Source organism: Leisingera sp. G5_S3_59_S7, from assembly GCF_054968485.1.
Genome location: NZ_JBQKUH010000030.1, coordinates 1 through 24,903, shown reverse-complemented (window position 1 = coordinate 24,903; position 24,903 = coordinate 1). Strand labels below are relative to the sequence as shown.

The 24,903-nt window shown below is 64.0% G+C and carries 26 protein-coding genes; 15 read left to right on the top strand and 11 right to left on the bottom strand.

What is annotated here, in order from left to right; genetic code table 11:
- The first annotated feature begins 9 nt into the window (after positions 1–9).
- The 3 genes from ACTRWG_RS13975 to ACTRWG_RS13965 all read left to right on the top strand — a co-directional run bounded on the left by ACTRWG_RS13975 (position 10) and on the right by ACTRWG_RS13965 (position 3,385).
- Positions 10–792, top strand: a complete 783-nt coding sequence (locus tag ACTRWG_RS13975) for a type III pantothenate kinase (protein WP_027237108.1) — start codon at positions 10–12, stop codon at positions 790–792.
- On the top strand, positions 789–2,456 hold the full coding sequence (locus ACTRWG_RS13970) for a ribonuclease J (RefSeq protein ID WP_027237109.1): 1,668 nt from the start codon (positions 789–791) through the stop codon (positions 2,454–2,456). The genes ACTRWG_RS13975 and ACTRWG_RS13970 overlap by 4 nt, the downstream gene beginning before the upstream one ends.
- Positions 2,457–2,620: 164 nt before the next feature.
- Entirely contained in the window at positions 2,621–3,385 is a 765-nt protein-coding gene (locus ACTRWG_RS13965; RefSeq protein ID WP_462829471.1) for a hypothetical protein, read from the top strand.
- A gap of 86 nt (positions 3,386–3,471) precedes the next feature.
- Here ACTRWG_RS13965 and ACTRWG_RS13960 read toward each other — a convergent pair whose 3' ends face one another.
- The 3 genes from ACTRWG_RS13960 to ACTRWG_RS13950 form a co-directional block, all read right to left on the bottom strand.
- On the bottom strand, positions 3,472–3,651 hold the full coding sequence (locus ACTRWG_RS13960; protein ID WP_027237112.1) for an RSP_7527 family protein: 180 nt from the start codon (positions 3,649–3,651) through the stop codon (positions 3,472–3,474).
- 204 nt (positions 3,652–3,855) lie between these two features.
- On the bottom strand, positions 3,856–5,256 hold the full coding sequence (locus ACTRWG_RS13955) for a DEAD/DEAH box helicase (protein ID WP_027237113.1): 1,401 nt from the start codon (positions 5,254–5,256) through the stop codon (positions 3,856–3,858).
- A 298-nt stretch (positions 5,257–5,554) separates the two neighbouring features.
- A complete protein-coding gene (locus tag ACTRWG_RS13950) occupies positions 5,555–7,162 on the bottom strand; it encodes a peptide chain release factor 3 (RefSeq protein ID WP_027237114.1) in 1,608 nt (535 codons plus the stop codon).
- Between the two features lie 180 nt (positions 7,163–7,342).
- Between ACTRWG_RS13950 and ACTRWG_RS13945 the strand changes: the two genes are divergently transcribed.
- Positions 7,343–8,950, top strand: a complete 1,608-nt coding sequence (locus ACTRWG_RS13945; protein ID WP_027237115.1) for an ATP-binding protein — start codon at positions 7,343–7,345, stop codon at positions 8,948–8,950.
- A gap of 89 nt (positions 8,951–9,039) precedes the next feature.
- Here ACTRWG_RS13945 and ACTRWG_RS13940 read toward each other — a convergent pair whose 3' ends face one another.
- Entirely contained in the window at positions 9,040–10,065 is a 1,026-nt protein-coding gene (locus tag ACTRWG_RS13940) for a Hint domain-containing protein (protein ID WP_027237116.1), read from the bottom strand.
- Between the two features lie 205 nt (positions 10,066–10,270).
- On the opposite strand from ACTRWG_RS13940, the gene ACTRWG_RS13935 reads away from it, so the two are divergent.
- The 5 genes from ACTRWG_RS13935 (at position 10,271) to ACTRWG_RS13915 (ending at position 15,643) form a co-directional block, all read left to right on the top strand.
- Positions 10,271–11,050, top strand: coding sequence for an SDR family oxidoreductase (locus ACTRWG_RS13935; protein WP_027237117.1), 780 nt, complete (start codon positions 10,271–10,273; stop codon positions 11,048–11,050).
- A 10-nt stretch (positions 11,051–11,060) separates the two neighbouring features.
- Complete coding sequence (locus ACTRWG_RS13930; protein WP_462829470.1) at positions 11,061–12,182, top strand: hypothetical protein; 1,122 nt, start codon at positions 11,061–11,063, stop codon at positions 12,180–12,182.
- Positions 12,183–12,370: 188 nt separating this feature from the next.
- A complete protein-coding gene (locus tag ACTRWG_RS13925) occupies positions 12,371–13,420 on the top strand; it encodes a methyltransferase domain-containing protein (RefSeq protein ID WP_462829469.1) in 1,050 nt (349 codons plus the stop codon).
- A 222-nt stretch (positions 13,421–13,642) separates the two neighbouring features.
- Entirely contained in the window at positions 13,643–14,749 is a 1,107-nt protein-coding gene (locus ACTRWG_RS13920; protein ID WP_259956770.1) for an ABC transporter ATP-binding protein, read from the top strand.
- Positions 14,750–14,791: 42 nt separating this feature from the next.
- Positions 14,792–15,643: a GNAT family N-acetyltransferase gene (locus ACTRWG_RS13915; RefSeq protein WP_462829468.1), complete on the top strand. Its 852-nt coding sequence runs from the start codon at positions 14,792–14,794 to the stop codon at positions 15,641–15,643.
- A 93-nt stretch (positions 15,644–15,736) separates the two neighbouring features.
- Here the strand turns inward: ACTRWG_RS13915 and ACTRWG_RS13910 are convergent, their stop codons facing one another.
- From ACTRWG_RS13910 to ACTRWG_RS13900, 3 genes are all read right to left on the bottom strand, one after another.
- The gene (locus ACTRWG_RS13910; protein ID WP_051357819.1) at positions 15,737–16,372 is read right to left on the bottom strand and encodes a DUF998 domain-containing protein; all 636 of its coding nucleotides are present in this window, start codon (positions 16,370–16,372) and stop codon (positions 15,737–15,739) included.
- A 236-nt stretch (positions 16,373–16,608) separates the two neighbouring features.
- Positions 16,609–17,283 carry a helix-turn-helix transcriptional regulator gene (locus ACTRWG_RS13905; RefSeq protein ID WP_027237123.1) on the bottom strand — a complete coding sequence of 225 codons (675 nt, stop codon included), beginning with the start codon at positions 17,281–17,283 and terminating at the stop codon, positions 16,609–16,611.
- A 74-nt stretch (positions 17,284–17,357) separates the two neighbouring features.
- Positions 17,358–17,666, bottom strand: coding sequence for a hypothetical protein (locus tag ACTRWG_RS13900; RefSeq protein WP_027237124.1), 309 nt, complete (start codon positions 17,664–17,666; stop codon positions 17,358–17,360).
- 226 nt (positions 17,667–17,892) lie between these two features.
- On the opposite strand from ACTRWG_RS13900, the gene ACTRWG_RS13895 reads away from it, so the two are divergent.
- From ACTRWG_RS13895 to tatC, 3 genes are read left to right on the top strand one after another with little or no spacing between them, the layout of a single operon-like run.
- A complete protein-coding gene (locus ACTRWG_RS13895) occupies positions 17,893–18,108 on the top strand; it encodes a twin-arginine translocase TatA/TatE family subunit (RefSeq protein WP_027237125.1) in 216 nt (71 codons plus the stop codon).
- Between the two features lie 6 nt (positions 18,109–18,114).
- The gene (tatB, locus tag ACTRWG_RS13890; RefSeq protein ID WP_027237126.1) at positions 18,115–18,579 is read left to right on the top strand and encodes a Sec-independent protein translocase protein TatB; all 465 of its coding nucleotides are present in this window, start codon (positions 18,115–18,117) and stop codon (positions 18,577–18,579) included.
- The gene (gene tatC / locus ACTRWG_RS13885) at positions 18,576–19,478 is read left to right on the top strand and encodes a twin-arginine translocase subunit TatC (protein WP_027237127.1); all 903 of its coding nucleotides are present in this window, start codon (positions 18,576–18,578) and stop codon (positions 19,476–19,478) included. Before tatB ends, tatC begins: the two co-directional genes overlap by 4 nt.
- Positions 19,479–19,568: 90 nt before the next feature.
- Here the strand turns inward: tatC and ACTRWG_RS13880 are convergent, their stop codons facing one another.
- A complete protein-coding gene (locus ACTRWG_RS13880; protein WP_027237128.1) occupies positions 19,569–20,000 on the bottom strand; it encodes a MarR family winged helix-turn-helix transcriptional regulator in 432 nt (143 codons plus the stop codon).
- Between the two features lie 73 nt (positions 20,001–20,073).
- Here ACTRWG_RS13880 and ACTRWG_RS13875 point away from each other — a divergent pair, with 73 nt between their 5' ends.
- The 3 genes from ACTRWG_RS13875 (at position 20,074) to ACTRWG_RS13865 (ending at position 21,822) form a co-directional block, all read left to right on the top strand.
- Positions 20,074–20,442 carry an antibiotic biosynthesis monooxygenase family protein gene (locus tag ACTRWG_RS13875; RefSeq protein WP_027237129.1) on the top strand — a complete coding sequence of 123 codons (369 nt, stop codon included), beginning with the start codon at positions 20,074–20,076 and terminating at the stop codon, positions 20,440–20,442.
- Between the two features lie 93 nt (positions 20,443–20,535).
- Positions 20,536–20,907, top strand: a complete 372-nt coding sequence (locus ACTRWG_RS13870; RefSeq protein ID WP_245597390.1) for a hypothetical protein — start codon at positions 20,536–20,538, stop codon at positions 20,905–20,907.
- Positions 20,908–20,979: 72 nt separating this feature from the next.
- Positions 20,980–21,822, top strand: coding sequence for an ATP-binding protein (locus tag ACTRWG_RS13865; protein WP_027237131.1), 843 nt, complete (start codon positions 20,980–20,982; stop codon positions 21,820–21,822).
- An 87-nt stretch (positions 21,823–21,909) separates the two neighbouring features.
- Here the strand turns inward: ACTRWG_RS13865 and ACTRWG_RS13860 are convergent, their stop codons facing one another.
- The 3 genes from ACTRWG_RS13860 to surE all read right to left on the bottom strand — a co-directional run bounded on the left by ACTRWG_RS13860 (position 21,910) and on the right by surE (position 24,773).
- Positions 21,910–23,166 (bottom strand): peptidoglycan DD-metalloendopeptidase family protein, encoded by a 1,257-nt coding sequence (locus tag ACTRWG_RS13860; protein ID WP_027237132.1) that lies wholly within the window; start codon positions 23,164–23,166, stop codon positions 21,910–21,912.
- A 156-nt stretch (positions 23,167–23,322) separates the two neighbouring features.
- Positions 23,323–23,970 (bottom strand): protein-L-isoaspartate(D-aspartate) O-methyltransferase, encoded by a 648-nt coding sequence (locus ACTRWG_RS13855; RefSeq protein ID WP_027237133.1) that lies wholly within the window; start codon positions 23,968–23,970, stop codon positions 23,323–23,325.
- Positions 23,971–23,978: 8 nt separating this feature from the next.
- Entirely contained in the window at positions 23,979–24,773 is a 795-nt protein-coding gene (gene surE / locus ACTRWG_RS13850; protein ID WP_027237134.1) for a 5'/3'-nucleotidase SurE, read from the bottom strand.
- Between the last annotated feature and the right edge of the window lie 130 nt (positions 24,774–24,903).

The window sequence follows — 24,903 nt, the reverse complement described above, 5'->3', positions numbered from 1 at the left end:
GGGGCAGCAATGCTTCTGGCAGTCGACTGCGGCAACACCAATACCGTTTTCTCGATCTACGACGGGGAGAAATTCGTCGGCATGTGGCGCACTGCCACCGACTGGCAGCGCACGGCTGATCAGTATTACGTCTGGCTGAACACGCTGATGCGGCTGCAGGGGATCGAGGCGGATATCACCGACATGATCATCTCCTCTACCGTGCCGCGCGTGGTGTTCAATCTGCGTGTGCTGGCGGACCGCTATTTCAACACGCGGCCCCTGGTGGTGGGCAAACCCGAGTGCCTTCTGCCCGTCGCAGTGCGGGTGGACGAAGGCACAGCCGTCGGCCCCGACCGGCTGGTCAACACGGTCTCCGGTTTCGATGCCCATGGCGGCAATCTGATCGTGGTGGACTTTGGCACCGCAACCACCTTTGACGTGGTGGCAGAGGACGGCGCCTATGTCGGCGGGGTGATCGCACCGGGCGTGAACCTCAGCCTGGAGGCGCTGCACCAGGCCGCCGCGGCGCTGCCCCATGTGGATATATCCAAACCTGAAAATGTCATCGGCACCAACACAGTGGCCTGCATGCAGTCCGGCGTGTTCTGGGGCTATGTCGGCCTCGTCCGCGAAATCTGCACCCGCATCAAGGCAGAGCGCGGCGTGCCCATGAAAGTGATCTCGACAGGCGGGCTGGCGCCTTTGTTCCAGCAATCTGCCGATCTGTTCGACGCATATGAGGACGATCTCACCATGCATGGGCTGCAGATCATCCATAAATACAACAAGGAAAATGGTACTGACGCATGAGCAGTGAAAGATTGATCTACCTGCCCCTCGGCGGGGCGGGTGAAATTGGCATGAACGCCTATGTCTATGGCTATGGCCCGCAGGGCCAGGAGCGGCTGGTCCTGGTTGACCTGGGCGTGACCTTCCCCGACATGGACACCACCCCGGGCGTGGACCTGATCATGCCGGACATGACCTGGCTCAAGGACCGCGCCGACAGGCTGGAGGGAATTTTCATCACCCACGGGCACGAGGACCACATCGGCGCCATCGCCCACATGTACGCGCATCTGAACGTGCCGGTCTACGCCCGCGCCTTTACTGCCAATCTGGCGCGCCGCAAGATGGAGGAGGCTGGCCACGATCCGGCCAATGTGCACACCGTGCAGGCCTGGCCCGAGGTGACCAAGCTCGGGCCCTTCACCATCGGCGTTGCGCCCATGAGCCACTCGATCCCGGAGAGCGGCGGGCTGGTGATCGACAGCCCGGCAGGGCGGGTGGTGCATACCGGCGACTTCAAGCTTGACCCCAATCCGCTGGTGGGGGAGCCCTTTGACCCGGAGATGTGGTCAGAGATCGCCAAGGACGGCGTCCAGGCGCTGGTCTGCGATTCCACCAACGTGTTCTCGCAGCATCCGGGCCGCTCCGAAGCGGAACTGCCGGAGGAAATCACCAAGCTGTTCTCCGAGGCCAAGGGGCTGGTCGCAGCCACCACATTCGCCTCCAACGTCGCACGGGTGAAGACCCTCGCGGAGGCGGGGGTAAAGGCAGGCCGGTCCGTGGTCCTGCTGGGCCGTGCCATGCGCCGGATGATCGAGGCGGCGGTGGAGACCGGCGTTCTGGTGGACTTCCCCAAAACGATCAGCCCCGAAGACGCCGGCAATGTGCCGCGCGACAACCTGATGCTGATCACCACCGGCAGCCAGGGCGAGCGCCGCGCCGCCACCGCGCAGCTGGCGCGCGGCAAGTACCGCGGGCTGGAGCTGAAGGAGGGCGATTTGTTCCTGTTCTCCTCCAAAACCATTCCGGGCAATGAGAAGGGTGTTATCCGCATCATCAACCAATTCTCGGAAATGGGCGTGGATGTGGTCGACGACAGTTCCGGCCTCTACCACGTTTCGGGCCATGCCAACCGCCCGGACCTGGAGGAGATCCACAGACTGCTGAAGCCCAAGATGCTGATCCCGATGCATGGCGAGCACCGCCACCTGCGCCAGCACGCCCGCCTGGGCGAGGAAAAGGGCATTGCCAGCGCCGTTGTGGTGAACGGCATGATGATGGACCTGACCGGCGATGCGCCGAAGGTGACCGAGTGGATCGAAACCGGGCGCACCTATCTGGACGGCACCGTCAAATACGGCGCCATGGACGGCATTGTCCGCGACCGTATCCGCATGGCGCTGAATGGCCATGTGGTGGTCACGGTGATCCTCGATGAAGAGGACGAGCCGCTGGGCGAGCCCTGGTGCGACGTCAAGGGCCTGCCCGAGACCGGCAGCTCCAAGGCCGCCCTGGTGGACGTGATGGAGGAGGACCTGAACCAGTTCCTGATGCGCGCCGGGGCCAAGACCCTGCGCGATGACGACAAGCTGGAGCAGGAACTGCGCCGCATCGCCCGCCAGAGCGCTTTCAGTGAAATCGGCAAGAAGCCAGAGGTCACGGTGGTGGTCAGCCGCATGCGCTGATCCTTTGGGGCAGGGCGGTTCTCCCGCCCGGCCCAAGCCGCATCAAAAATGCAGCAGGTCCCGTTGGGCCGAGCGCCGCGCGCCCTGACGGGCCCGCGGCGCTGTTGCGTCCGGCGGCCGCCCGATTAGACTGCCTCAGCAAGTGTTTTCGAGGTGCGGATATCATGACGGGCAACAGAGCGATCCAGCATCCCAGCTGCAGGGTGCCCATCCTGACCTGGTGGGAAGGGATCTATGACCAGGTGTTTGTCGCGCTTCATCCCTTTTACCGGATCCGGAAAGCGGAGATGTTGGTCTCTCTCGCTGGCAGCGAAATCTATGAAGGCGTCCTTCCTTGCGATGACCGGCCGGAGAATTTCGGTGACAGGATTAAGTCACGCGGAGACGCGGTCTCCTGGGCGGAGGTTCATCAGGCCGTCGCGCCGGACCTGCCGAGGAGTGAGGTTTACCTGGCGGTCTGGCTGCTGGCCTGTATCGGCTATCAGGACCGCGCCGGCATCGGCCTGCAGATGCGGCTGGCCGCCTACTGCCAGGAAAACCAGCTGTACCTGCCTGAGGACGACGGGCTGCCCGCCATACTGGAGCCCGTTGTGCAGGAGTTCCTCTCCTGTTTCGGCTGCCGACATGCCACAGCCTGGGATGAGTTCAGGCACTACAGCGACACGGTGCCGCTTTCGGTATTCAGAAAGGCTGAGCCCTGCTACTTGCTGCCGAAAAGCATCACAAGTTCAGCCGTTTGGGGGCTGCATCTCCCGGATCCCGGCGTCCTGATGACCTGGGGCTTCGACGGCACCGAGGCCATTATTGCCATGACAAGCAGGGCGCTCGAAATCGCCAAGCCTGAGAATTTTTTTGAAGGCTGGTACGCGGATGCAGGGACCTATGAGGACGTGTTCAATCCTGTTGAATTCCTGAACCGGGAGCAGTGACACCGGCTGCCAAAAGGAAACGCCGCGGCCCCTTGGGGCGCGCGGCGTTTTCATTTTCCTGCTGCTGCCGGAAACCGGCAGGAGCCTTAGCCGTGCAGCGGACGGGCGCAGCTGGGGCAGGAGACCACCTTGCGCGGGGCGCGGAACAGGGCGCGGAACAGGCTGCGCATCATGTTGGCAAAGGCCTCTGCGCGCAGCTCGTGGGCGCGGGCCTCGATGGCCTGGAAGTGGGAAATGGTCAGGGTTTGGGTGTCTTTGGTGTTCATGGCTCAGCCCATCATCAATGGCGCGTTTCAGTGTTGCGTTCCCTATACGCCCGTTGCCGCGGGCTGACACTGGCCAAGTTCGAAGACCCGGTATGCTGCAAGTGCAAAGGTCCTTATGCTGCATCTGCATGGCCGCAGCCGCAGGCGCCGCAAATAAAAAGGCCGCCCCAAAAGGAGCGGCCGCGAAATGTTCTGTCGCGCTGGTCAGCTGGCGCGGCGTTCGGCAAAGCTGAGCGCGATGAAGCTCGGCAGGTGGTCGCCCATGCCAACCACGGCCTTGTCGTCGCGCTTGCCGTATTTCCCGCGCGACGAGGAGCGCTCGGGCTTCTGCGCGGGCTTGTCCTCCTTGCGCGGTGCGCGCGCCTCAGCATCTGCCTTGGCCTCCGGCTTGGCGCTCTCCGGCTTGGCAGTGTCCGGCTTGGCGGAGCGGGACGGCTTTTCCCGTTTGGGCTCCGTTTTCACCGGGTTCTCCAGGCGGGTGATTTCCTTCTGGATCAGCTTCTCCACCGCATCCAGCGCCTTTTCGTCGCGCGGCGTGCAGATGGTGATTGCCTTGCCCTCGCGGCCGGCACGGCCGGTGCGGCCGATGCGGTGGACATAGTCCTCGGCATGGCCCGGGACGTCGAAATTGAACACATGGCTGACGCTGGGCACGTCCAGGCCGCGTGCGGCCACATCCGAAGCCACCAGGATGCGCAACGCTCCGTCACGGAAGGAGTCCAGCGTTTTGGTCCGCTGGCTCTGGTCCAGGTCGCCGTGAATGGCAGCGGCGTCATAGCCGTATTTCTTCAGCGATTTCGCGCAGATATCCACGTCCGTCTTGCGGTTGCAGAAGATGATGCCGTTGGTCAGCTTGTCGCCCTCGCCGTCGATCAGCGCGCGAAGGACCGTGCGCTTTTCGCTGCCCTCGCGGTCGCGGCGCGACGGTTTGACCTGCACCACTGCCTGTTCGATGGTCTCCGACGCGGTGGCCTGGCGGGCCACTTCGATGCGGGCCGGACCCGACAGGAAGGTATTGGTAATCCGCTCGATCTCCGGCGCCATGGTGGCGGAGAAGAACAGCGTCTGGCGGGTGAACGGCGTCAGCGAGAAGATGCGTTCGATATCCGGAATGAAGCCCATGTCGAGCATCCGGTCGGCCTCGTCCACCACCATGATCTGCACGCCGGTGAGCAGCAGCTTGCCGCGCTCGAAATGGTCCAGCAGGCGGCCCGGGGTGGCGATCAGCACGTCGACGCCCTTGTCGATCAGCGCGTCCTGCTCCTTGAAGGACACACCGCCGATGAGCAGCGCCTTGGTGAGCTTCACATGCTTGGCATAGGTGTCGAAGTTTTCCGCCACCTGGGCGGCCAGCTCACGGGTCGGGCACAGCACCAGGCTGCGCGGCATCCGGGCGCGGGCGCGGCCACGGGCCAGCAGGGTGATCATCGGCAGCGTGAACGACGCGGTCTTGCCAGTGCCGGTCTGGGCGATTCCCAGAACATCGCGCCCTTCCAGCGCGGGCGGGATCGCACCGGCCTGGATCGGCGTGGGGGTTTCGTAACCAGCTTCCTCAATAGCTTTGAGGACCTTGGGATTCAGGTTCAGATCGGTAAATTTTGTCATCTGTGTCCGTCATTGCGGACACTGACCTGGCCCGCGCGTGTGTGTTCCAGCCGGATCCGCAAAGGTCATGCGGGATGGCAGCTTCCGGCTCGCTGCGGGGCATATCAAAATCCCGGGCCATCGTCAATTAATGCCGGATTTTCCAGTATTTTTGCCTGCTGGCTATGCAGAAAGGAAACAAATCACCCGGAATCCGGGAAGTGTCCAGGGCAATTGCGGTGCTGCGGCCGGGCCGGCGAATCTGCTGGCGGCCGCAGAAGGATGCAAGGAAGAACGCCCGGAAGGCCGGGCGTTCTTGTCAGACCATCATTTCCTTGGTCGCGGTCAGGTGCAGGTCGGGATAATCCCGCACCACCCGGTCGATATCCCACTGCAGCCGCGTCAGATAGACGATGTCACCATCGTGGTCATGGGCGATGTGCTGCTTGTTGGCGTTGGTGAACTTGTCCACCGCCGCCTTGTCGCCGCTGACCCAGCGGGCCGAGGTGAACTGGCTCGCTTCAAACCGCACCGGCAGGCCGTATTCCATCTCGATCCGGGAGGCGAGTACCTCAAACTGCAGCTGCCCGACGACACCAACGATGAATCCGGAGCCGATCGAGGGTTTGAACACCTTGGCCGCGCCTTCCTCGGCAAACTGCATCAGCGCCTTTTCCAGATGCTTGGCCTTCATCGGGTCGCCGGCGCGCACGCCTTGCAGCAATTCCGGCGCAAACGACGGGATGCCGGTCACCCGGATCGCCTCTCCCTCGGTCAGCGTGTCGCCGATGCGCAGCTGGCCGTGGTTGGGGATGCCGATGATGTCGCCGGCCCAGGCTTCTTCCGCCAGTTCCCGGTCGGAGGCCAGGAACAGCACCGGGTTGGACACCGCCATCGGCTTTTTGGTGCGCACATGGGTCAGTTTCATGCCGCGCTTGAAGTGGCCGCTTGCCATCCGCACAAACGCCACCCGGTCGCGGTGCTTGGGGTCCATATTGGCTTGAACTTTAAAGACAAATCCGGCGACCTTCTTTTCCTCCGGGCTGACCTGACGGGGCTCGGCGGATTGGGGCTGCGGCTCGGGGCCGTATTTGCCGATGCCGTCCATCAGTTCCTTGACGCCGAAGGAGTTGATGGCGGAGCCGAACCAGATCGGCGTCATGTGGCCCTCAAGCACCGATTGCGGGTCCAGGGCGGGCAGCAGCTCGCGCGCCATCTCAACCTCTTCCAAGAGCTTTTCCAGAAGATGCTCCGGCACATGCTCGGCCAGCTTGGGGTCGTCCAGGCCGTTGATCTCGATGCTTTCCGCCACCTTGTTGCGGTCGGCGCGGTCCATCAGCTCCAGCCGGTCGCGCAGCATGTCGTAGCAGCCGATGAAATCGCGGCCCACCCCGATAGGCCAGCTGGCGGGGGTCACGTCGATCGCCAGCATTTCTTGGATTTCGTCAATAATTTCAAAGGTGTCCCGGCTCTCGCGGTCCATCTTGTTACAGAAGGTCAGGATCGGCAGGTCGCGCAGGCGGCAGACCTCGAACAGCTTCTGGGTCTGGCTTTCCACACCTTTGGCGCCGTCTATCACCATCACCGCCGCATCCACCGCCGTCAGGGTGCGGTAGGTGTCCTCGGAAAAGTCCGAGTGGCCGGGCGTGTCTACCAGATTGAAGCGGAAGCCGCTGAAATCAAAAGACATCGCCGAGGCGGAGACGGAGATCCCGCGGTCCTTCTCCATCTGCATGAAGTCCGAGCGCGTGCGCCGCGCCTCACCCTTGGCGCGCACCTGTCCGGCCATCTGAATCGCGCCGCCGTACAGCAGGAACTTTTCAGTCAGCGTGGTCTTGCCGGCGTCCGGGTGCGAGATGATCGCAAAGGTCCGGCGCCGCGCTATTTCGGGCGGCAGTTCGGGGCGGTTTGCAGCGGTGTCCAACATGCGGGTGGCTGTATCCACAAACCGCGAAAGAGGCAAGGAAAACGGCTGTCCCCGTATCCTGGCCGCTGGACAGGACCGAATTCTGTCTTGCCTGTATTTTGCTAACGCTTTTTCTGTAACGTTTACGCTAGGCCTGTGTGGTACAGGAACTTATAGACTTATCCGTTTTAGGACCGGCACGTGCAACTGGGTGAATTCTCCGATCATTTTGAAATTCTGGACGCAGTTGAACTTGCCGTGATCGTCCTGGAGGTGGGCAAAGACGGGTTGCCGCGCTATGTCGCCATGAATACTAAGTCGCGGCAGTTCACTAAGTTCAAGTACAGTGATTACGCAGGCAAGACGGCGCTTGAGCTTTATGGCGGGGCGACCGGCCGCCGCGCCTTGAACCATCATTTGGCAGTCATCAGCAGCGGCGAGGAGGCGACATATGACATTGTCCTTCCCACGGAGCATAAGGCCAAATACCTCAGCACGACACTGCGGCCGGTGTTTAACAAGGATGGCCGCCTGACTTACTTGGTCGGCTCCTCGTCTGATGTCACATCGGAACGGGAGCGGGACGAGGCCCTGGAGCTCACCAAACTGGCCCTCGATAAGGCCGAGGAGGCGAGCCAGGCCAAGGAGCGGTTTCTGGCCAATATGAGCCATGAAATCAGGACGCCGATGAATGGAATCATCGGAATCTGTGAGTTGCTGAAGGAGACGGAACTGGACGAGCAGCAGCAGCTGTTTGCAGACACGATCTTCAACTCGGCGACTGCGTTGCTCAGTGTCATCAATGACGTGCTCGACTTTTCCAAGATCCAGGCCGACAAGATATCGCTTCACGACGCGCCGTTTTCACTGCTGGAGCTTGTTCAGGATGTTGGAACCCTGCTGTGGGCCAGAGCCGCCTACAAGGGCATTGAACTGCGCACGGATTACCCCGACAACGCACCCCGCGAATTTACCGGCGATGCCAGCAAGATCCGCCAGATTCTGATGAACCTGCTGGGCAACGCGATCAAATTCACCGAAGACGGACATGTGTGCGTCAGCGTCACCTATGATCCCGGGGCCGCAACCTTGCCCCTGCGCATTCAGGTCAGCGACACCGGCATAGGGATTGAGAAAACTCAGCTTAAGTGGATCTTTTCCGCGTTCGAACAGGTCGACCGCCGCGCTGCGCGTGTGATTGAGGGGACCGGCCTGGGGCTGGCGATCACCCGGGCGCTGGTGGAGCGGATGGGGGGCACAATCACCGCATCGTCCATGCCCGGCGAAGGGTCGGTCTTTACGGTGGGCTTGGATCTGCCGCAGCCGGACTGGCGCGCTGCACAACAGGCAAGCACCTCGGCGGCGGTCCGTTCCCAGGCTCACAGGACCGCGCTTAACATTCAATCCGGCATTCCGGTTCCCAGAATGCCGCCAGAGGCGCTTTCGGGCATGCGCATTCTGGTGGCCGAAGACAACAGAACCAACCAGTTGGTTGTTCGCAAGATGCTGAAATCGACCGGTGCCGAGCTTCGTTTCGCCGGAAATGGCCAGATTGCGCTGGATGCCTACAAGGCCGATGGCAGTGACCTGATCCTGATGGACCTGTCCATGCCCGTCCTTGGCGGGCTGGAAGCAACGCGCCTGATACGCGAGCATGAACAGCAAGCTGAGCTGCCGGAATGTCCGATCATTGCACTGACCGCCAACGCGCAACCCAGCGATGTCGAAGCCTGTTTGGCTGCAGGCATGAACGACTTCCTCTCAAAACCGTTCCGCCGGCATGAACTGCTGGAGCGCATTTTGCGGTGACACCCTGATCAGGACTTCAACTTTCGCGGAGCAAATCAGGCGGCGCTTGAAGGCACAGCGGATTGGCAGGCCGGGGCCTCATTGAGCACCTACCGCAACGAAGCCCGCTTCAGCAGCCCCACCGCATCAGGCCGGTCCAAGAGTGACCGGCTCACATCCAGCCCATGGGCGCCGCGCTTGTGGGCGGCGGGCAGGGGGGCGTGCTGGTGTGCTGAGCGCGTGACCCAGATATCCTCCGGCAGCGCGGGGCGGGTGACGGGGTCGAGGAAGGTGCTCTCGGCGGCGATGCCCTCGGCGTAGATGATGTGGTGGCGGTCGAACAGGATTTGGAAGTAATCGGCAAAGCCGCCGTCCAGCACCACCACGCTGTCGCCGTTCACCAGGTCGCGGGCGCGGACCAGGATCTCTGGGGCGCCGGCGCCGATCTCGTCGCTGCGCTGGTAGACCATCAGCCGGTGGGCGGGGCTGACGATCAGGTCGCGGGCGTTGTTCAAGGCGCCCTTGCGGATCAGGACCGGGGCCAGATCGCCGACCGCGCGCAGGGTGGACTGGCCGACCCAGCGCACCTCTTGGATGCCGTCGTCGCGGGTGAGGACGCGGTCGCCGGGGCGCATGTCTTCGATGGGGCGCTGCGCGCCGGTGGACAGCGTGATGCAGGTGCCGCGGGTAAAGGAGACGCAGGCCGACTGCGCCAGCTTGCGCCGGGCAGGCTCGCGCTCAGCCTTGACCAGGGTATAGGGCATCTGCGGCTGCAAGGGGGCGAGCGGCACCAGGTAGATGCCAGCGATGTAGCCTTCGGCGTCGGCCTCCACCATCACCAGGGTTTCGGTGTTGGGGCCGCGGTCGGGCATCAGGGTCAGCAGGCAATCCAGGTGCAGCGCGGCGCCGGGGGTGCCAAGCGCGGAGTTCTCCGCAATGGAGAGGCTGCCGTCGTGATGGGCGGCGATGCCCAGCCGCCGCTGTGCAGAGGCGGCATCGAGCATGTAGACGTCATCCAGCACCAGATCCTCGAGCACGCCCAGCGGGTCGCCTGCATTGGCGCCGCATTCGGCACGGAAATGCTCGGCCAGGCAGGCCTGGACGGAGGTGAGGCTGGCGGTCAAGGTCTGTCCCATGAGCGGCTTTGTGTTTCGTTCCCACTGTGGGCCCGTGCGGGGCGCTGTCCAATAGATTTGCCGCAGAAATGTGGCAGAAAACGGTCCGGAAGAGGCGGATTTTCCGACCAGTTAACGTTTGGGGCAGGGCGCGCGGGGCTGGCTTTCGCGGGGCGGTCAGTGCAAGCTCCGCGCGAACGGTGAAGATTCCCGAGGGAGGACGACAATGGATCTGGGTGTTTCGGGCAAGCGCGCGCTGGTCTGTGCCAGCAGCAAGGGGTTGGGTCTGGGCTGCGCCGAGGCGCTGGCGGAGGCAGGCGTGAACCTGGTGATGAATGCCCGCGGGGCGGAGGCGCTGGAGGCCTCGGCGCAGGCGATCCGTGACGCCTATGGCGTGGATGTGGTGACGGTGGCCGCCGACGTGACCACGCCGGAGGGGCAGCAGCAGGTGCTGGATGCGGCTGAGGGCGTGGACATCCTGGTCACCAATGCGGGCGGGCCGCCGCCGGGCATGTGGACCGATTGGGACCGCGAGGATTTCATCAAGGCGCTGGATGCCAACATGCTGACCCCGATTGCGCTGATCAAGGCGCTGGTGCCGGGCATGATGGAGCGCGGCTGGGGGCGGGTGGTCAATATCACCTCAGTCTCGGTCAAGTCGCCGATCCCGGTGCTGGGGCTGTCGAATGCGGCGCGGGCGGGCCTCACCGGCTATGTCGCGGGCACTGCGCGGCAGGTGGCGGGAAAGGGCGTCATCATCAACAACCTGCAGCCGGGCATTCATGCCACCGACCGGGCAGAGGCGCTGGACGGAGGAGCCGCGAAGGCGCAGGGGATCTCGGTGGAGGACGCCAAGGCGCAGCGTTGTGCCACCATCCCGGCGGGCCGTTACGGCACCCGTCAGGAGTTCGGCGCGACCTGTGCTTTCATGTGCTCGCAGCATGCGGGGTTCATGGTCGGGCAGAACATCCTGCTGGACGGCGGCGCCACCAACACCACGATGTAAGGAGCCGTGCATGGCCAGCGGTTTTTCCCTGAAGGATCAGCTGTTCAACCGCGGCAAGGTCCGCTATCTGGCGGGCCTTTTTTCCGCGGCTGAGACTGGGTTTGATGCTGAAACCTTTGAAGCCCAGGTGATGGCGGAGCTGCCGGCGCTGGAGCTGAAGCAGCGGATCACGCTGATTGCGCAGGTGCTGGCGGATCACTTGCCGGACCCGTTGCCGGAGGCAGCGCCGGTGCTGGTGAAAGCGCTGCCGCCGCCGCTGGACCCGGATAAGACGGATGATGATTTTGGCGATTTCATCTTTGCCCCCTTGGGGGAGTATGTCGCCGCGCGGGGGCTTGAGGCGCACCGGGATCTGTCGCTGGACCTGCTGGAAGAGATCACCCAGCGGTTTTCGATGGAATGGGCGATCCGGCCGTTCCTGAACCGCTGGCCCGCGGAGGTGCTGGAACGGATGAACGACTGGGCCGGACACAGCAGTTATCATGTGCGGCGGCTGGTCAGTGAAGGCACCCGCCCGCGGCTGCCCTGGGGTGAAGCGGTGGGGCTGCAACTGGCAGAGCCGCTGCCGCTTTTGGACCGGCTGCACGGGGACGGCACGCGCTATGTCACCCGCTCGGTTGCCAATCATCTGAATGACGTTGCCAAGAAGGATCCAGATCTGGTCATGGACCGCTTGGAAAGTTGGCGCGAGGCTGGACAGCAGGACCGCAAGGAGCTGGACTGGATGACCTCCCACGCCCTGCGCGGGCTGGTCAAGGCGGGCCATCCGCGGGCGATGGCGATGCTGGGGTATGATCCGGATCTGGCCTTGGACGCGTTTGTCACAGTTCCCGAGGCTGTGCGCATCGGCGAGGCGCTGGAGCTCTCCTGCCGGTTGGAAGGCGCTGCGGGCGCGCCGGTGCTGGTGGATTATATCCTGCATTTCCAGCGCCCTGGCGGGAAAGCGTCGGCCAAGGTGTTCAAACTGAAGCAGGCCAGGATCGCCGGCGGCACGCTGGAGCTGGGCAAGAAGCACAAGCTGAAGGGGGATGCGACGACCTTCAAACTGGTGCCCGGGCCGCACCGGATCGAACTGATGGTGAACGGCAAGGTACGCGCCGAGGCAGCGTTTGAGCTGCTGCCGGAAGGGTGAGTTAACGTACACACTCCTCGTTCGCCCGGCGGCACGCCGGGCAGCGCCCGTCCGCGGACCGGCACTGTCCTCAGAGCTTTGTATCGCACACTCAATCACACTTGCGTCAGACTTCCCGCCAGCCCGATTGCCCGGGTGCTTGGGGGGCGCTATCCCAATGGTCCGGAACCATCAGGAAAGGCGCCCCCATGAAACATGAAAACGTGCAGACCTATTACGGCGAGGTGCTGCAGGGCAGCGGCGATCTCCAGACCAACGCCTGCTGCACGCCGGACGATCTGCCGGACCATGTGAAGGCGGTTCTGTCCAAGATCCATGACGAGGTGCTGACCCGCTATTACGGCTGCGGCCTGATCGCGCCGGAGGCGCTGGAGGGCGCGCGCATCCTTGATCTGGGCTGCGGCGCGGGCCGCGATGTCTATGCGCTGTCGGCGCTGGTGGGGGAGCATGGCAAGGTGGTGGGTGTCGACATGACACCGGCGCAGCTGGAGGTGGCGCGGCGCCATCAGGACTATCACGCTGAGGCCTTTGGCTATGCCAAGTCCAATGTTGAGTTCCACCACGGCTATATTGAGAAGCTGGAGGAACTGGACCTGGAGCCGGGCTCCTTTGACATCATCGTCTCCAACTGCGTGATCAACTTGGCCACCGACAAGGGCGCTGTGCTGCGCGGCGCCTATCATCTGCTGAAAGAGGGCGGCGAGATGTATTTCTCCGACGTCTACGCCGACCGCCGGGTGCCGCAGGCGATGGCGGAGGATGAGGTGCTCTATGGCGAATGCCTGTCCGGGGCGCTGTATTGGAATGACTTCCTGAGCATCGCCAAGGAAACCGGGTTCAAGGACCCGCGGATGGTAACCTCGCGCCTGTTGACCATCGAAAATCCGGTGCTGGAGAAGCGGGTGCAGCCGCTCAAGTTTCTGTCAGCCACCTACCGGCTGTTCAAGCTGCCTGCCTTGGAGCCCGCCTGCGAGGATTACGGCCAGGCGGTGATCTATAAAGGCACAATCGAGCACGCGCCGCATGTGTTTGCACTGGACGACCACCACATCATCGAAGCGGGCAAGGTGTTTCCGGTCTGCGGCAATACCTGGATGATGCTGCAGGACACCCGCCTGGCGCCGCATTTCGAGTTCATCGGCTCGTTTGAAACCCATTATGGGATCTTTGCCGGCTGCGGCGGCAATTCGCCTTTCAACGGGCTGGAGCAGAACGGCGCCGCGCCAGGGTGTTGTTAGAACGGTCCATTCGCAATTGAAATCTACCGCCCGGCGGCACCGCCGGGCAGCGTCCGTCCGCCCGCACGGGCGGACGCTTCGCTTCCCCGCCCTCGGACGGACGCCGCCCTCAGCGTGGTTTCTTGACCGTCCGCGGCTTTTCTGACCGCTTGCGGCGGCTGAGCAGGGTTGCTATCCCGGCGTGAACCCAAGCGTTTTCATCGGAAACAGCCCCGAGGCCTCATGAACACTGCCCCCGCCGAGATGCACAGCACCATGGCCCCGCCGCGGCTGGAGATCCGCAATATCCGGCGCTTCTTCGAGGGCCGCGCGGTGGTCGACGATGTCTCACTGCAGATCCAGGCAGGGCAGGTGACCTGCCTTTTGGGGCCCTCGGGCTGCGGCAAGTCCACCACGCTGCGGATGATCGCCGGGGTGGAGATGCAGGACAGCGGCGAGATCTATGTCGATGGCAAACTGATCTGCGACACCGTGTTCCGGGTGCCGCCGGAGCGGCGCAAGATCGGGCTGATGTTCCAGGACTTTGCCCTGTTCCCGCACCTGAGCGTTGCTGACAACGTCGGCTTTGGCCTGAAGGGCAGCAAGGACGAGAAGCGCGCGCGGGTGGAGGAGCTGTTGAACCGGGTGTCGCTCAAGCGCTTTATCGACGGCTACCCGCACCAGCTCTCGGGCGGTGAGCAGCAGCGGGTGGCGCTGGCGCGCGCGATTGCGCCCAAACCGCGGATCATGCTGATGGATGAGCCGTTCTCGGGCCTTGATAACCGGCTGCGCGACGGCATCCGGGATGAGACGCTGAGCCTCTTGAAGGAAGAGGACGCCGCCGTCCTACTGGTCACGCATGAGCCGGAAGAGGCGATGCGGATGGCCGACGAGATCGCCCTGATGCGGGGCGGCAAGATCGTGCAGCAGGGCGCGCCTTACAACGTCTATACTCACCCGGTGGACAAGGCGGCGGTGGCGTTCTTCAGCGATGTAAACGTGCTGAAGGCCGAGGTGAACGGCGCCTTGGCGCGCACCGCCTTTGGCGAGTTCCTCGCGCCGGGGGTGGCCGATGGCACCGCGGTGGAGATCGTGTTCCGCCCGCAGCATTTGCGCATCGACTTCGACCGCGGCGGCCAGGGGCCGCTGCCCACCCCCAGCGATGGTGTTGCCGCGCGCGCAGTGGTGGAGCGTGCCCGCTTCCTGGGCAGCGAAAGCCTGGTCGAGTTCCGCATGGACTTTGACGGCTCAGTCCTTAAGGCGACGGTGCCGAATGTCTTCCTGCCGGAAAAGGGCCGGGTGATGTGGCTGACAGTGCGCCGCAACCGCTGTTTCGTCTTTCCCGCCTGAGGTTCAAGGGGCATTCTGCACCCGGGGAAACAGGAGGTGCAGATGCAGGGCAGCTATCAGATCCGGGCGTTGACGCGGGCTGAAATCGAGACCGCTGTGGACTGGGCCGCGCGCGAAGGCTGGAACCCAGGGCACAGCGATGCGGCGTGCTTTGCCAGCGTTGATCCCGAAGGATTCTGGGGCGGCTTCCTGGACGGGCAGATGATCGCCTGCATCTCAGTGGTGAATTACGGGCAGGCGTTTTCGTTCCTCGGCTTCTACATCGTGGCGCCGGAATACCGCGGGCAGGGCTATGGCTATGCGCTGTGGCAGAACGCGCTGGAACATGCCGGGGACCGGGTTGTCGGCCTTGACGGGGTGGTGGATCAGCAAGGGAATTACTGCCGCTCAGGCTTTGAGCTGGCGTACCGCAATATCCGCTTTGGCGGGGTGCCTGCCGACAGGCCGGAGGCGTCTGCGGATTTTGAACTGTCCCCGCTGAGTGCCCCCACGCCGGAGCTGGAGGCGCTGGACGCCCGCGTTTTCCCGGCACCGCGCCGGGCCTTCTGGCAGCAGTGGCTGGGGGCGGAGGGGCACCACTCCTTTGCCGCGTATCAGGATGGGGACTTTGCCGGGTTCGGCACCCTTCGGCCCTGCGGCAGCGGCTGCAAGATCGGGCCGCTGGTGGCGGCCTCCCGTCCGGCGGCGGAGGCAGTGCTGGCGCGCCTGCTGCAGGAGCTGCCGGCCGGGCAGGAGGTGTTCCTGGATGTGCCGGAACCCCATTCTGCGGCGGTGGACATGGCGCGCGGCCTCGGGCTGGCGCCGGTTTTTGAGACCGCCCGGATGTACCGGGGCGCCGCGCCGCAGCTGGAGACGGACCTGATTTTCGGCGTGACAAGTTTCGAACTCGGCTAGGGGGCGCTCCCCCGCCGCCGCTGGCGGCCCCCCCGGAGTATTTGCACAAAGGTAAACGCCGCCCCAGCACATCGACTGCTGGTGCGGCAGCTGTCAGCGCAACGCGCGCCCGTACCGCAGCAGCAAGTGCGCCATGGTGCAGACGGCCACGATCGCCAGCAGGCCCAGGCCGCGCTCGTACACGCCGTCGATGCCGGTGGGCAGGAAAAAGAACACCGGCGCCGTCAGCGTCCAGATCACTGCAATGGCCCGCAGCATCCGGGTGTAGCCTTGGCCCATCTGACCCGCCGCACCTGCCATCACCCAGGGCGCGACCGCCATCAGCACCCCCAGTGCGTAGACGAGGTAGATGTGGATCACCACGCCCTCGTTGTCGCTGTCGCCGTATTCGTTGCGCGCGCCGACCAGGAAGACAATCAGCCCCATCAGCGCAAAAGCGACGATTCCGAAACTCCAGCCGCGGCCGCCCAGATGCACATGGGAGGCGGCAACAGCGATGGCCACCAGCGCGGCGGAGAAGGCATAGAGCCCCGAATCAACGATGAATTCATAGCGCCCCGCGCCAAGGTCGCTGATCGTGTCCGCGACCCAGTCATGGTCCGGCACGACGAAATCGGCGGCTATCACCGAACCAGCCAGCAGCAAACAGCCGAGGACGGCATAGGCGGCGAGCAGAGTGATCAGGGTGGGGGCGATATGCAGGGTAGGGGGAAGCGGGGATTGGGACATCGGCGCGGGCTCCTGGTGCTGTCAGCATCTCAACGCAGCAGGCAGGCCAAGTGTTCCGCGTCTGCGCGGTGCAAGCCGCGCTGTGTGAGCCCGCCCGGATGTTCCGCGGCGCTGCGTACAGTCCTGAGGCGGACCTGAGACCCGGCGTGAAAGCTATGAGCTGGGACAGGGGGGCGCTGTCCTCGCCGCCTGTGGCGGCTCCCCCGGGATATTTTCGGCCAGAAGAAGAGAGGACCTTAGGAGCCGTATGGATCGTAGTCCTGCAGACGTTTGCCGGGTTCATCCACGAACAGCTCGGGCAGGGCCTGTGCGTTTTCGATCAGGTCGACCCGGAATACCCGGAAATCCTGCCGCGTTTCGCACCACGCGGTCAGGGTCCAGACACGGCCCCAGTATTCCATGTGCAGCGGGCGGATTTTGCGTTCGGTCAGGGTGCCGTCGATGCGGCGGTAGCTCAGCTGCAGCTTCTGGCGGGCTTTGATCGCGGCCCGCAGCGCCGGCATGTGGGCCAGGGCGCGCGCCGCGTCCGCAAACGGGTAGACCGCGAATTTCCAGGCGTCGGCCTCGGCGATGGTTTGCTCCGGCAGCACCGCATCCACCTTGGCCGCCAGCGACTGGGCGGCGGCCTTGAGGTCCGGATCGGCGGCCTCTGCCACGATGGCCATGCCGAGGTTCAGCGCCTCCAGCTCCTCCGGCGTCAGGGTGAGCGGCGGCAGGCTGATCTGCTCGCGCACCATGTAGCCGACGCCGCGCTCACCCTCCACCGGCACGCCGGAGGCCATCAGCGTGTCCATGTCGCGGTAGATGGTGCGGGTGGAAACCTCCAGCCGTTCGGCGATGTCCTGGGCGCGGTGCAGCTTCCCGTCGCGCAGGATCTGGATGATTTCGAAAAGGCGGTCGGTGCGGCGCATGGCCCTAGCCTTCGCGCGGGGGAGGGAGGAGGTCAAGGGCTGCGCCCGCCCGGGAGCGGCGCAGCCCCAAGGGGTCAGGGGGCCATCTGCCACTGAACCTCTTCGTGGCGCATTTGGGTGCTGCCGGGGGCAATCGCCGCCATCACCTCCGGGCTGAAATCCTGCTGCATGAAGTCCTGCGCCACCTTTTGCGCGGTGGCCATGTCCTTCCACACCACGTAGTCGGTCCAGCGGCCATCCGCGCCCTGGCTCAGCTGGCGGGTGACAAAGCCCGCCTGGGCGCGCACAAACCCTTCGGTGCGCTGCATCAGAGCGGTGAAATCCGCCGTGCTGATGCCATCAGCCAGTTTGAAGGTCACGATTTCGGCGACATGTTTGGTCATCACGTTTCTCCTGATTTGCTGTGATGGGCTGGATTTACCGCACCGCAACTGACATAAACCTGTCAGTTGGATGCGGGCGGGCGGCAAAAACTGCCAAATCCGCCCGCTGGGGGGCATTTCTGCACGGCTTGTTGCTTTCGCTCAAAGCAGCCCGCGCGCTAAACCCGTAGCGAACAATTCCACCGGCGCCGCCAATCCGCGCCGGATCACGTAAGGAGAGACTTTCATGCTCAACAACATCGGCCTGCCTGGCCTGCTGCTCATCGCCGTTGTGGTTCTGGTCCTGTTCGGCCGCGGCAAGATTTCTTCGCTGATGGGCGAGGTCGGCAAAGGCATCACCTCGTTCAAGAAGGGCATCAGCGAAGGCAGCAATGAACTGGAGCAGGACTCCGCGGACTCGGCCAAGGACGTGACCCCCGAGACCGAAAAAGATAAGGTCTAAGCGCGGATGTTCGATCTTGGGTGGACCGAACTGCTGGTCATCGGCATTGTCGCGCTGATCGTGGTCGGCCCCAAGGACCTGCCGGTGCTGTTCCGCAATGTCGGGCGGTTCGTGGGCAAGGCCAAGGGGATGGCGCGCGAGTTCAGCCGGGCGATGCATGACGCGGCGGATGAGGCCGGAGTCAATGAGGTCGCCAAGGGCCTGAAGGCCGCGTCGAACCCTATGGGCTCTGCCATGGACGGGGTCAAGCAGGCGGCGCAGGAGATGGCCTCGTCGATCGACCCGACCAAATTCGATCCCGATAGCGAGACCGGAAAGCTGGCGGCGCAGCGCGCGGAGGATGCCAAGAAGATCCAGGCCTCCACCGCGCGGGCCGCAGCGGAGCGCAAGGCGCGCGAGGCGGAAGAGGCGATGGCCAAGGCGGATGCCGCCGAGGCGGCGCTGAAGACGGATGATGAGGCCAAGCCATGAGCAACACGGATGAGATCGACGACTCAAGCGCGCCGCTGATCGAACATCTGGCCGAGCTGCGCACCCGGCTGATCCATTCGGTGCTGGCGTTTATCGTGGGCATGGTGATCTGTTTCACCGTGGCAACGCCGGTGTTCAACTTCCTCACCGCGCCCCTGTGCCAGGTGCTGGCCGAGAGCGGCCAGGACTGCTCGCTGATCTTCATCAGCCCGCAGGAGGGCTTCTTTGTCGCGATCAAGATCTCCTTCCTGGGCGGTTTCATTCTGGCGTTTCCCTATATCGGCTTCCAGATGTGGCGGTTTGTGGCGCCGGGGCTGTACAAGTCTGAGAAGGGCGCGTTCCTGCCGTTCCTGGTGGCCTCGCCCTTCATGTTCCTGCTGGGCGCGAGCTTTGCCTTCTACGTCGTCACCCCGCTGGCCTATGACTTCTTCCTGGGCTTCCAGCAGTTCGGCGCCTCTGGCGAGGCGATTACCGGCGAGGAGGTCACTCAGGGCCTCAGCGTGGTGTTCCAGGGCTCTGCGCAGGAGTATCTGAACCTGACGATCAAGTTCATCGTGGCCTTTGGCTTGTGTTTCCAGCTGCCGGTGCTGCTGACGCTGATGGGCAAGGCGGGTCTGGTCAGCGCCGAGGGCCTGGGCTCGGTCCGCAAATATGCGGTGGTGGCGATCCTGGTGCTGGCCGCACTGGTGACGCCGCCGGATGTGATCACCCAGATCATCCTGTTTGTGGTGGTTTACGGGCTTTATGAAATCTCGATCTTCCTGGTCCGCCGGGTCGAGGCCAAGCGCGAGGCGCAGCTGCGCGCCGACGGCTACTATGATGATGAGGATGAGATGGATGCCCATCCAGACGATCCGATGATGGCCGAGTTCGAGGCCGAGGACGGCAAGGACAAGTAAGCCGGAGACGGTTTGAAACGAAGAAGCGCGCCTGAGAGGGCGCGCTTTTTTTACGTTTGACCGGGGGCGAGGAGGCCGCCGGGCGTGCAGTCAGCCGCTGTGCGCAGCATTGATGATCCGCCGCATCAAGCCCAGGAACTGCTCTCTTTCCTCGTCTGACAGGGGCGCTAGGGAATGTTCATTCTGATCGTTGGCGGCCTGGTAGGCACTGTCCCGGGGCGCCTGTCCTTTTTTTGTCAGCCAAATTTGCTGCGACCGCGCGTCCGCAGGGTGTTTCTTTCTGACGATCAGCCCGTCTCTTTCCATGCGGTTCAGCGTATTGGCCAGGGTCGCTTGTTCCAGCGCCAGTTTTTCCAGAAGCTCGCGCTGGGTCACCCCGTCCTTGACCCAGAGTTCCAGCAGGATGGGGAATTGCCCGATGGTGATGCCAAGCGGAGTGATGCGCTCCTGCAGCCCGGCAGCAAACAGGCGGGCGGTGTGGTTGACCAGATAACCGGCGGAGTTTTCTTTCTCGAATTCCATAGTTCTCATCTGCACTTGAATAGCAAGCTATGCAATGATACATAGCAAGCTATATTAATTGAAAGGAACCGACATGCCTGGACTTGCTGAACTGGACGCCGCCGTCACGCTTGCCGATCAGATGGAGGCCCGGGAAGGGCCTGTTGTTCTGATGAATGTGTTCACCATCGACCCGTCTGATGAGCAGGCCTTGCTGGAGGCTTGGGCGCATGACGCCGACTTCATGAAGTCGCAGCCCGGGTACATTTCGACGCAGATGCACAAGGGGATCGCAGGCAGCGCCACATACGTGAATTATGCTGTCTGGCAGGATGTCCAAAGCTTTCGCGCGGCCTTCATGAACCCCGAGTTTCAAAGCCGGATTGCCCGATACCCGGAAAGCGCGGTCACGCGGCCGCATTTGTTCAAGAAACTGGCAGTCGCCAACCATTGCGTCGCCTGACCTGTTTGGGATGCAACAGCCATGAAACAGAAAATTCACGCAGCCGCAGGTGTCACCGCCTTTCTGATCATCCTGACGTTTTGGAGTTCCACGGTGCTGAGCGAGGCCTTTGGAACACCGGAAACCATAGCCCTGGTCAAATCCAGAATCCTTATTGGCATGTTTGCCCTGATCCCGGCGATGGCCATCGCTGGTGGATCTGGCATGGCCATCGGGCGGCGGCGTAAAGATGCGCCGGCCGCTGCGAAGAAAAAACGCATGCCCTTGATTGCCGCGAACGGTTTGCTGATCCTCCTGCCGGCGGCCTTCTTCCTTGAAGCCAAGGCAAGTGCCGGAAACTTTGACGGTGCCTTCGTCTTTGTGCAGGGCGTTGAGCTGCTGGCCGGCGCGCTGAATCTCACCATGATGGGATTGAACATCCGGGACGGCCGCAGAATGGCAGCGCGGCGCAAGGGCCTGGCTTAGGCCGGTTCTTCCCCTTGCCGGCCTTGCCGGAACATGCTTTGAAATCCGTCGACTTACCGACGGAGGCACCCCATGGACCAGATCGCATTGACCCGCATTGCCGAGGCGCTGGAGCGGATGTCTCCGGCGCCTTTGGAAACCCCCGATTTCAACGCGGCCAGCGCCTTTGTCTGGCATGTGGGGCCGGAGCGGCTGGAGGCCGTTGAACAGGTGAACCGGGTGGATCTCGACCTGCTGGTCGGCATCAACCGTTCCCGCGATACGCTCTTGGAGAACACCCGCCGTTTTGCGCAGGGGTTCGCCGCCAACAACGCGCTGTTGTGGGGCGCCCGCGGCATGGGCAAGTCGAGCCTTGTCAAAGCCGTGCACGGGGCATTGGCCGGCGATCACCCGGACTTGAAACTGGTGGAGCTGCAGCGCGAGGATCTGCCGTCGGTCGCGCGGCTGTTGAACCACCTGCGCGGCTCGGAGCACCGGTTTATCCTGTTCTGCGATGACCTGTCGTTCAGCCATGACGACCAGCATTACAAAAGCCTCAAGGCGGTGCTGGACGGCGGGATCGAGGGGCGGCCGGAGAATGTGGTGTTCTATGCCACCTCCAACCGCCGCCACCTGATGCCGCGGGACATGATCGAGAACGAGCGCTCCAGCGCCATCAACCCGTCCGAGGCGGTGGAGGAGAAGGTCTCCCTTTCGGACCGCTTTGGCCTGTGGCTGGGCTTCCACCCCTGCGATCAAGACGACTACCTGGCGATGATCGCGGGCTATTGCGCCGCTTACGGTGTCAAGGTGGACGCAGAGGGATTGCGGGCGGAGGCGGTAGAGTGGCAGGCCACCCGGGGCGCGCGCTCTGGCCGGGTCGCCTGGCAATTCTTCACCGATCTGGCCGGGCGGCACGGGGTGGCGCTGCGCTAGGACACACAGGGCGCTGAGAGTTGCCGGAAACGGGAAAAGCCCGGCCAGCCAGCCGGGCTTTTGCATGTTAACAGAGCTTTACCTCTGTCAGTTCAGGTAGCTCAGCGGGTCGATGCTTTCGAATCCGTCGCGGACCTCGAAATGCACGTAGGCGTCATCGCCGCCGCGCAACGAGGCGATGCGCTGGCCGCGGGCGACGCTCTCGCCCTTCTTGACGGTGATGTTGTCGACGTTCTGGTAAACCGTCAGCAGCTTCTGGCTGTGGCGGATCACCACGATCGGCACGTTGTTGGAATCCTTGGTGATCGCGGCCACGGTGCCGGCTTCGGCGGCGTTGACCGGCGCGCCGGGCGCGGCAGCGATGTCGATCCCGTCATTGCGGCCCTTCGAGTAGGTCTTGATGATCTTCCCCCGCACCGGATAGGCCATCGCCGCGCTGCTGGCGCGGGTGGGTTTCGGCAGTTCCGGTTTGGGCAGGGTCTCGGCCGCGGGCTTGACTGCGGCGGGCTCCACTTTCTCTTCCGGCAAAGGCTTGCTGGCGCTGGGCGGCACCGGCGTTTCGGACCCGGTGCCGGGTTCGGTCACCGCCACCGGAACGGCGGTTGCGGCAGGGGTCACCTCCGCTGTGCGCTCTGCTTTCAGCGGGATCAGCAGGAACTGGCCTTCGCGCACCGCGAAATCGCTGCCCAGGCCGTTCCATTCCGCCAGCGACTTCACCGGCACCTGATACAGCCGCGAGATGGTATAGGCGGTCTCGCCGCGTTTCACCTTGTGGCGCACCGGTTCAGGGCCGCGCTGCACCTTGGCAGGCTGCGGCTTGGGCGCCGGCTGGATCGCGGTGGTCGTCACCGAGCCCGGATTGGGCGAGGTCAGCGGTGCGGTTTCGATCGCCTGGCCGGCCAGGGACGCGATATCCACAGAGCCCGGGGTGGAGCTGCCGCCTTCGGACAGGCTGGCAGGCGCCCGGCGCGGCAAGGCCAGCACTTCACCCTGGCGCATTTTGTCGCCGGTCTCCATGCCGTTGTAGCGGGCGACCTCCTCCGGTGGCAGGCCGATGCGCGCGGCTACATCCGAGACGGTGTCGCCGCGCTGCGCCACCGCCACCTGGTAAGAGGGGTAGGTGATCAGGCCGCGGCCGTCCGGAGCGGGCCGGCTGGAGGTGGCCGACTGGGCGGCGGTGGCGGTGTTGAAGGCGCCAAGCTGGCCGCGCAGGTCGTAATCCAGCGGGCTTTGGCAGGCGGCCAGCACCCCGGCCAGCGGCAGCAGGGCCAGCAGCCGTGCCCGGGGCAGCATAATACGGGGCAGCCCGCGGGATGCGGTCCGGGTGGGGGTGGTCCGGGTCATCTTGCTCTCCTCAAAACACGCTTCCCCTTTTTCGCGGGGATTCTCTCGCGTCAATCACTATAGCCCATGCAATCCAGCCGGCGGCTGAATTCCGCCGTCAGTTTACGGGGGCGGCGCAGGAATATCAAACGCAGCTTGCGAACTGCGGCAGCGGTCCTAACTGTCCTTGCCCAGGCCTTCCAGCAGCGGCACAAACCGCACCGGGCGCAATTCGTCATACTCCAGCCCGTCATCGGTTTTGCGCACCCGGATCAGGGTTTGCACATGGTCCGACTGCCCCACTGGCAGCACCATGATGCCGCCGGTCTTAAGCTGCGCCAAGAGCGGCCCGGGCGGATCCTCGGCGGCCGCGGTCACGATGATGCGGTCAAACGGCGCCTGGTCCGGCAGACCGTGGCTGCCGTCGCCCACCAGCGATGTCACATTGGAAAGCCGCAGGCCGTCGAACACGGCCCGCGCCTCGCGCACCAGGCGGGCGTGGCGGTCGATGGTGTAGACACGGCGTGCCAGTTTCGACAGGATCGCCGCCTGATAGCCGGAGCCGGTGCCCACCTCCAGCACGGTGTCGCGCTGCGACAGCTGCAGCGCCTGGGTCATCATGCCCACCACCGAGGGCTGCGAAATGGTCTGGCCGCAGGCGATCGGCAGCGGCACGTCCTCATAGGCACGCTGTGCAAAGATGCCGCGCACGAACAGGCCGCGGTCGATCTCTTCGATCGCTTCCAGCACTTTCTGGTCCGTCACCCCGCGCGAGCGCACGGAGTACAGGAACTGCATCTTGGTTTCCGGATCGGGTCCGTTCATTGCTGCGCTCACTCGCCCGTCCATTCGACCGCCTTCAGCGCATCCATGGCATCGCCCGCGGTCAGGTCGGCGCGCATCGGGGTGACGGAGATATAGCCGTCCAGGTTGACTGCGGCGTCTGAGCCGGGCGTGGCTTCCACATGCTGGTTGCCGCCGCGGATCCACAGATAGCGGCGCCCGGTGGGCGACAGCTGCTCCTCAGCCGAGAAATGGCAGCCATGGCGGTACCCCTGCGGCGCCACGCGGGCGCCCTTGACGTCCGCGGCCGGGACCGGCGGGAAATTGATGTTGTAAAACAGGCGGTAGTCCTGCGCATCCTGCGGCTGGGCGGCCAGGATCTTTTGGATCAGCGCGGCGCCGTGCACGGCAGCGGCCTCAAACGGATTGTCTGTCTCCCGGTTGGCAGGCCCGTAATACTGCGACAGCGCCATGGCCGGGATGCCCTGCAGCGCGGCCTCCATCGCGCCGCCCAGCGTGCCGGAGTACAGCGCGTTCTCCGCCGAGTTGTTGCCGCGGTTCACACCGGACAGCACCAGGTCGGGCCTTTGGCCGTGCATCACCACATGCAGTCCCGCCAGCACGCAGTCGGCGGGTGAGCCTTCGGCGGCAAAACGGCGTTCGTCCAGCTGGCTGAGCATGGTGGGGCGGGTATAGCTGATGCAATGGGCGACGCCGGATTGCTCAAAGGCGGGCGCCACGGTCCAGACCTCGCCATCGGGGCCTGCGACCGCATGGGCGATGGATTCGAGGATGGTGAGCCCTTCGGCACTGATGCCGTCGTCATTGGTGATCAGAATGCGCATGGGGTGTCTGCCTGCCGTCTTCAACCGGGTTTCCGATTGAATAGGACCTGTGCCGGAACGGGGCAAGGTTTTCGCGGAGGGAAGCGGCATCCGCCGCAAAGCGGGGCAGGGAGGCAACAGGCGAAGCCGC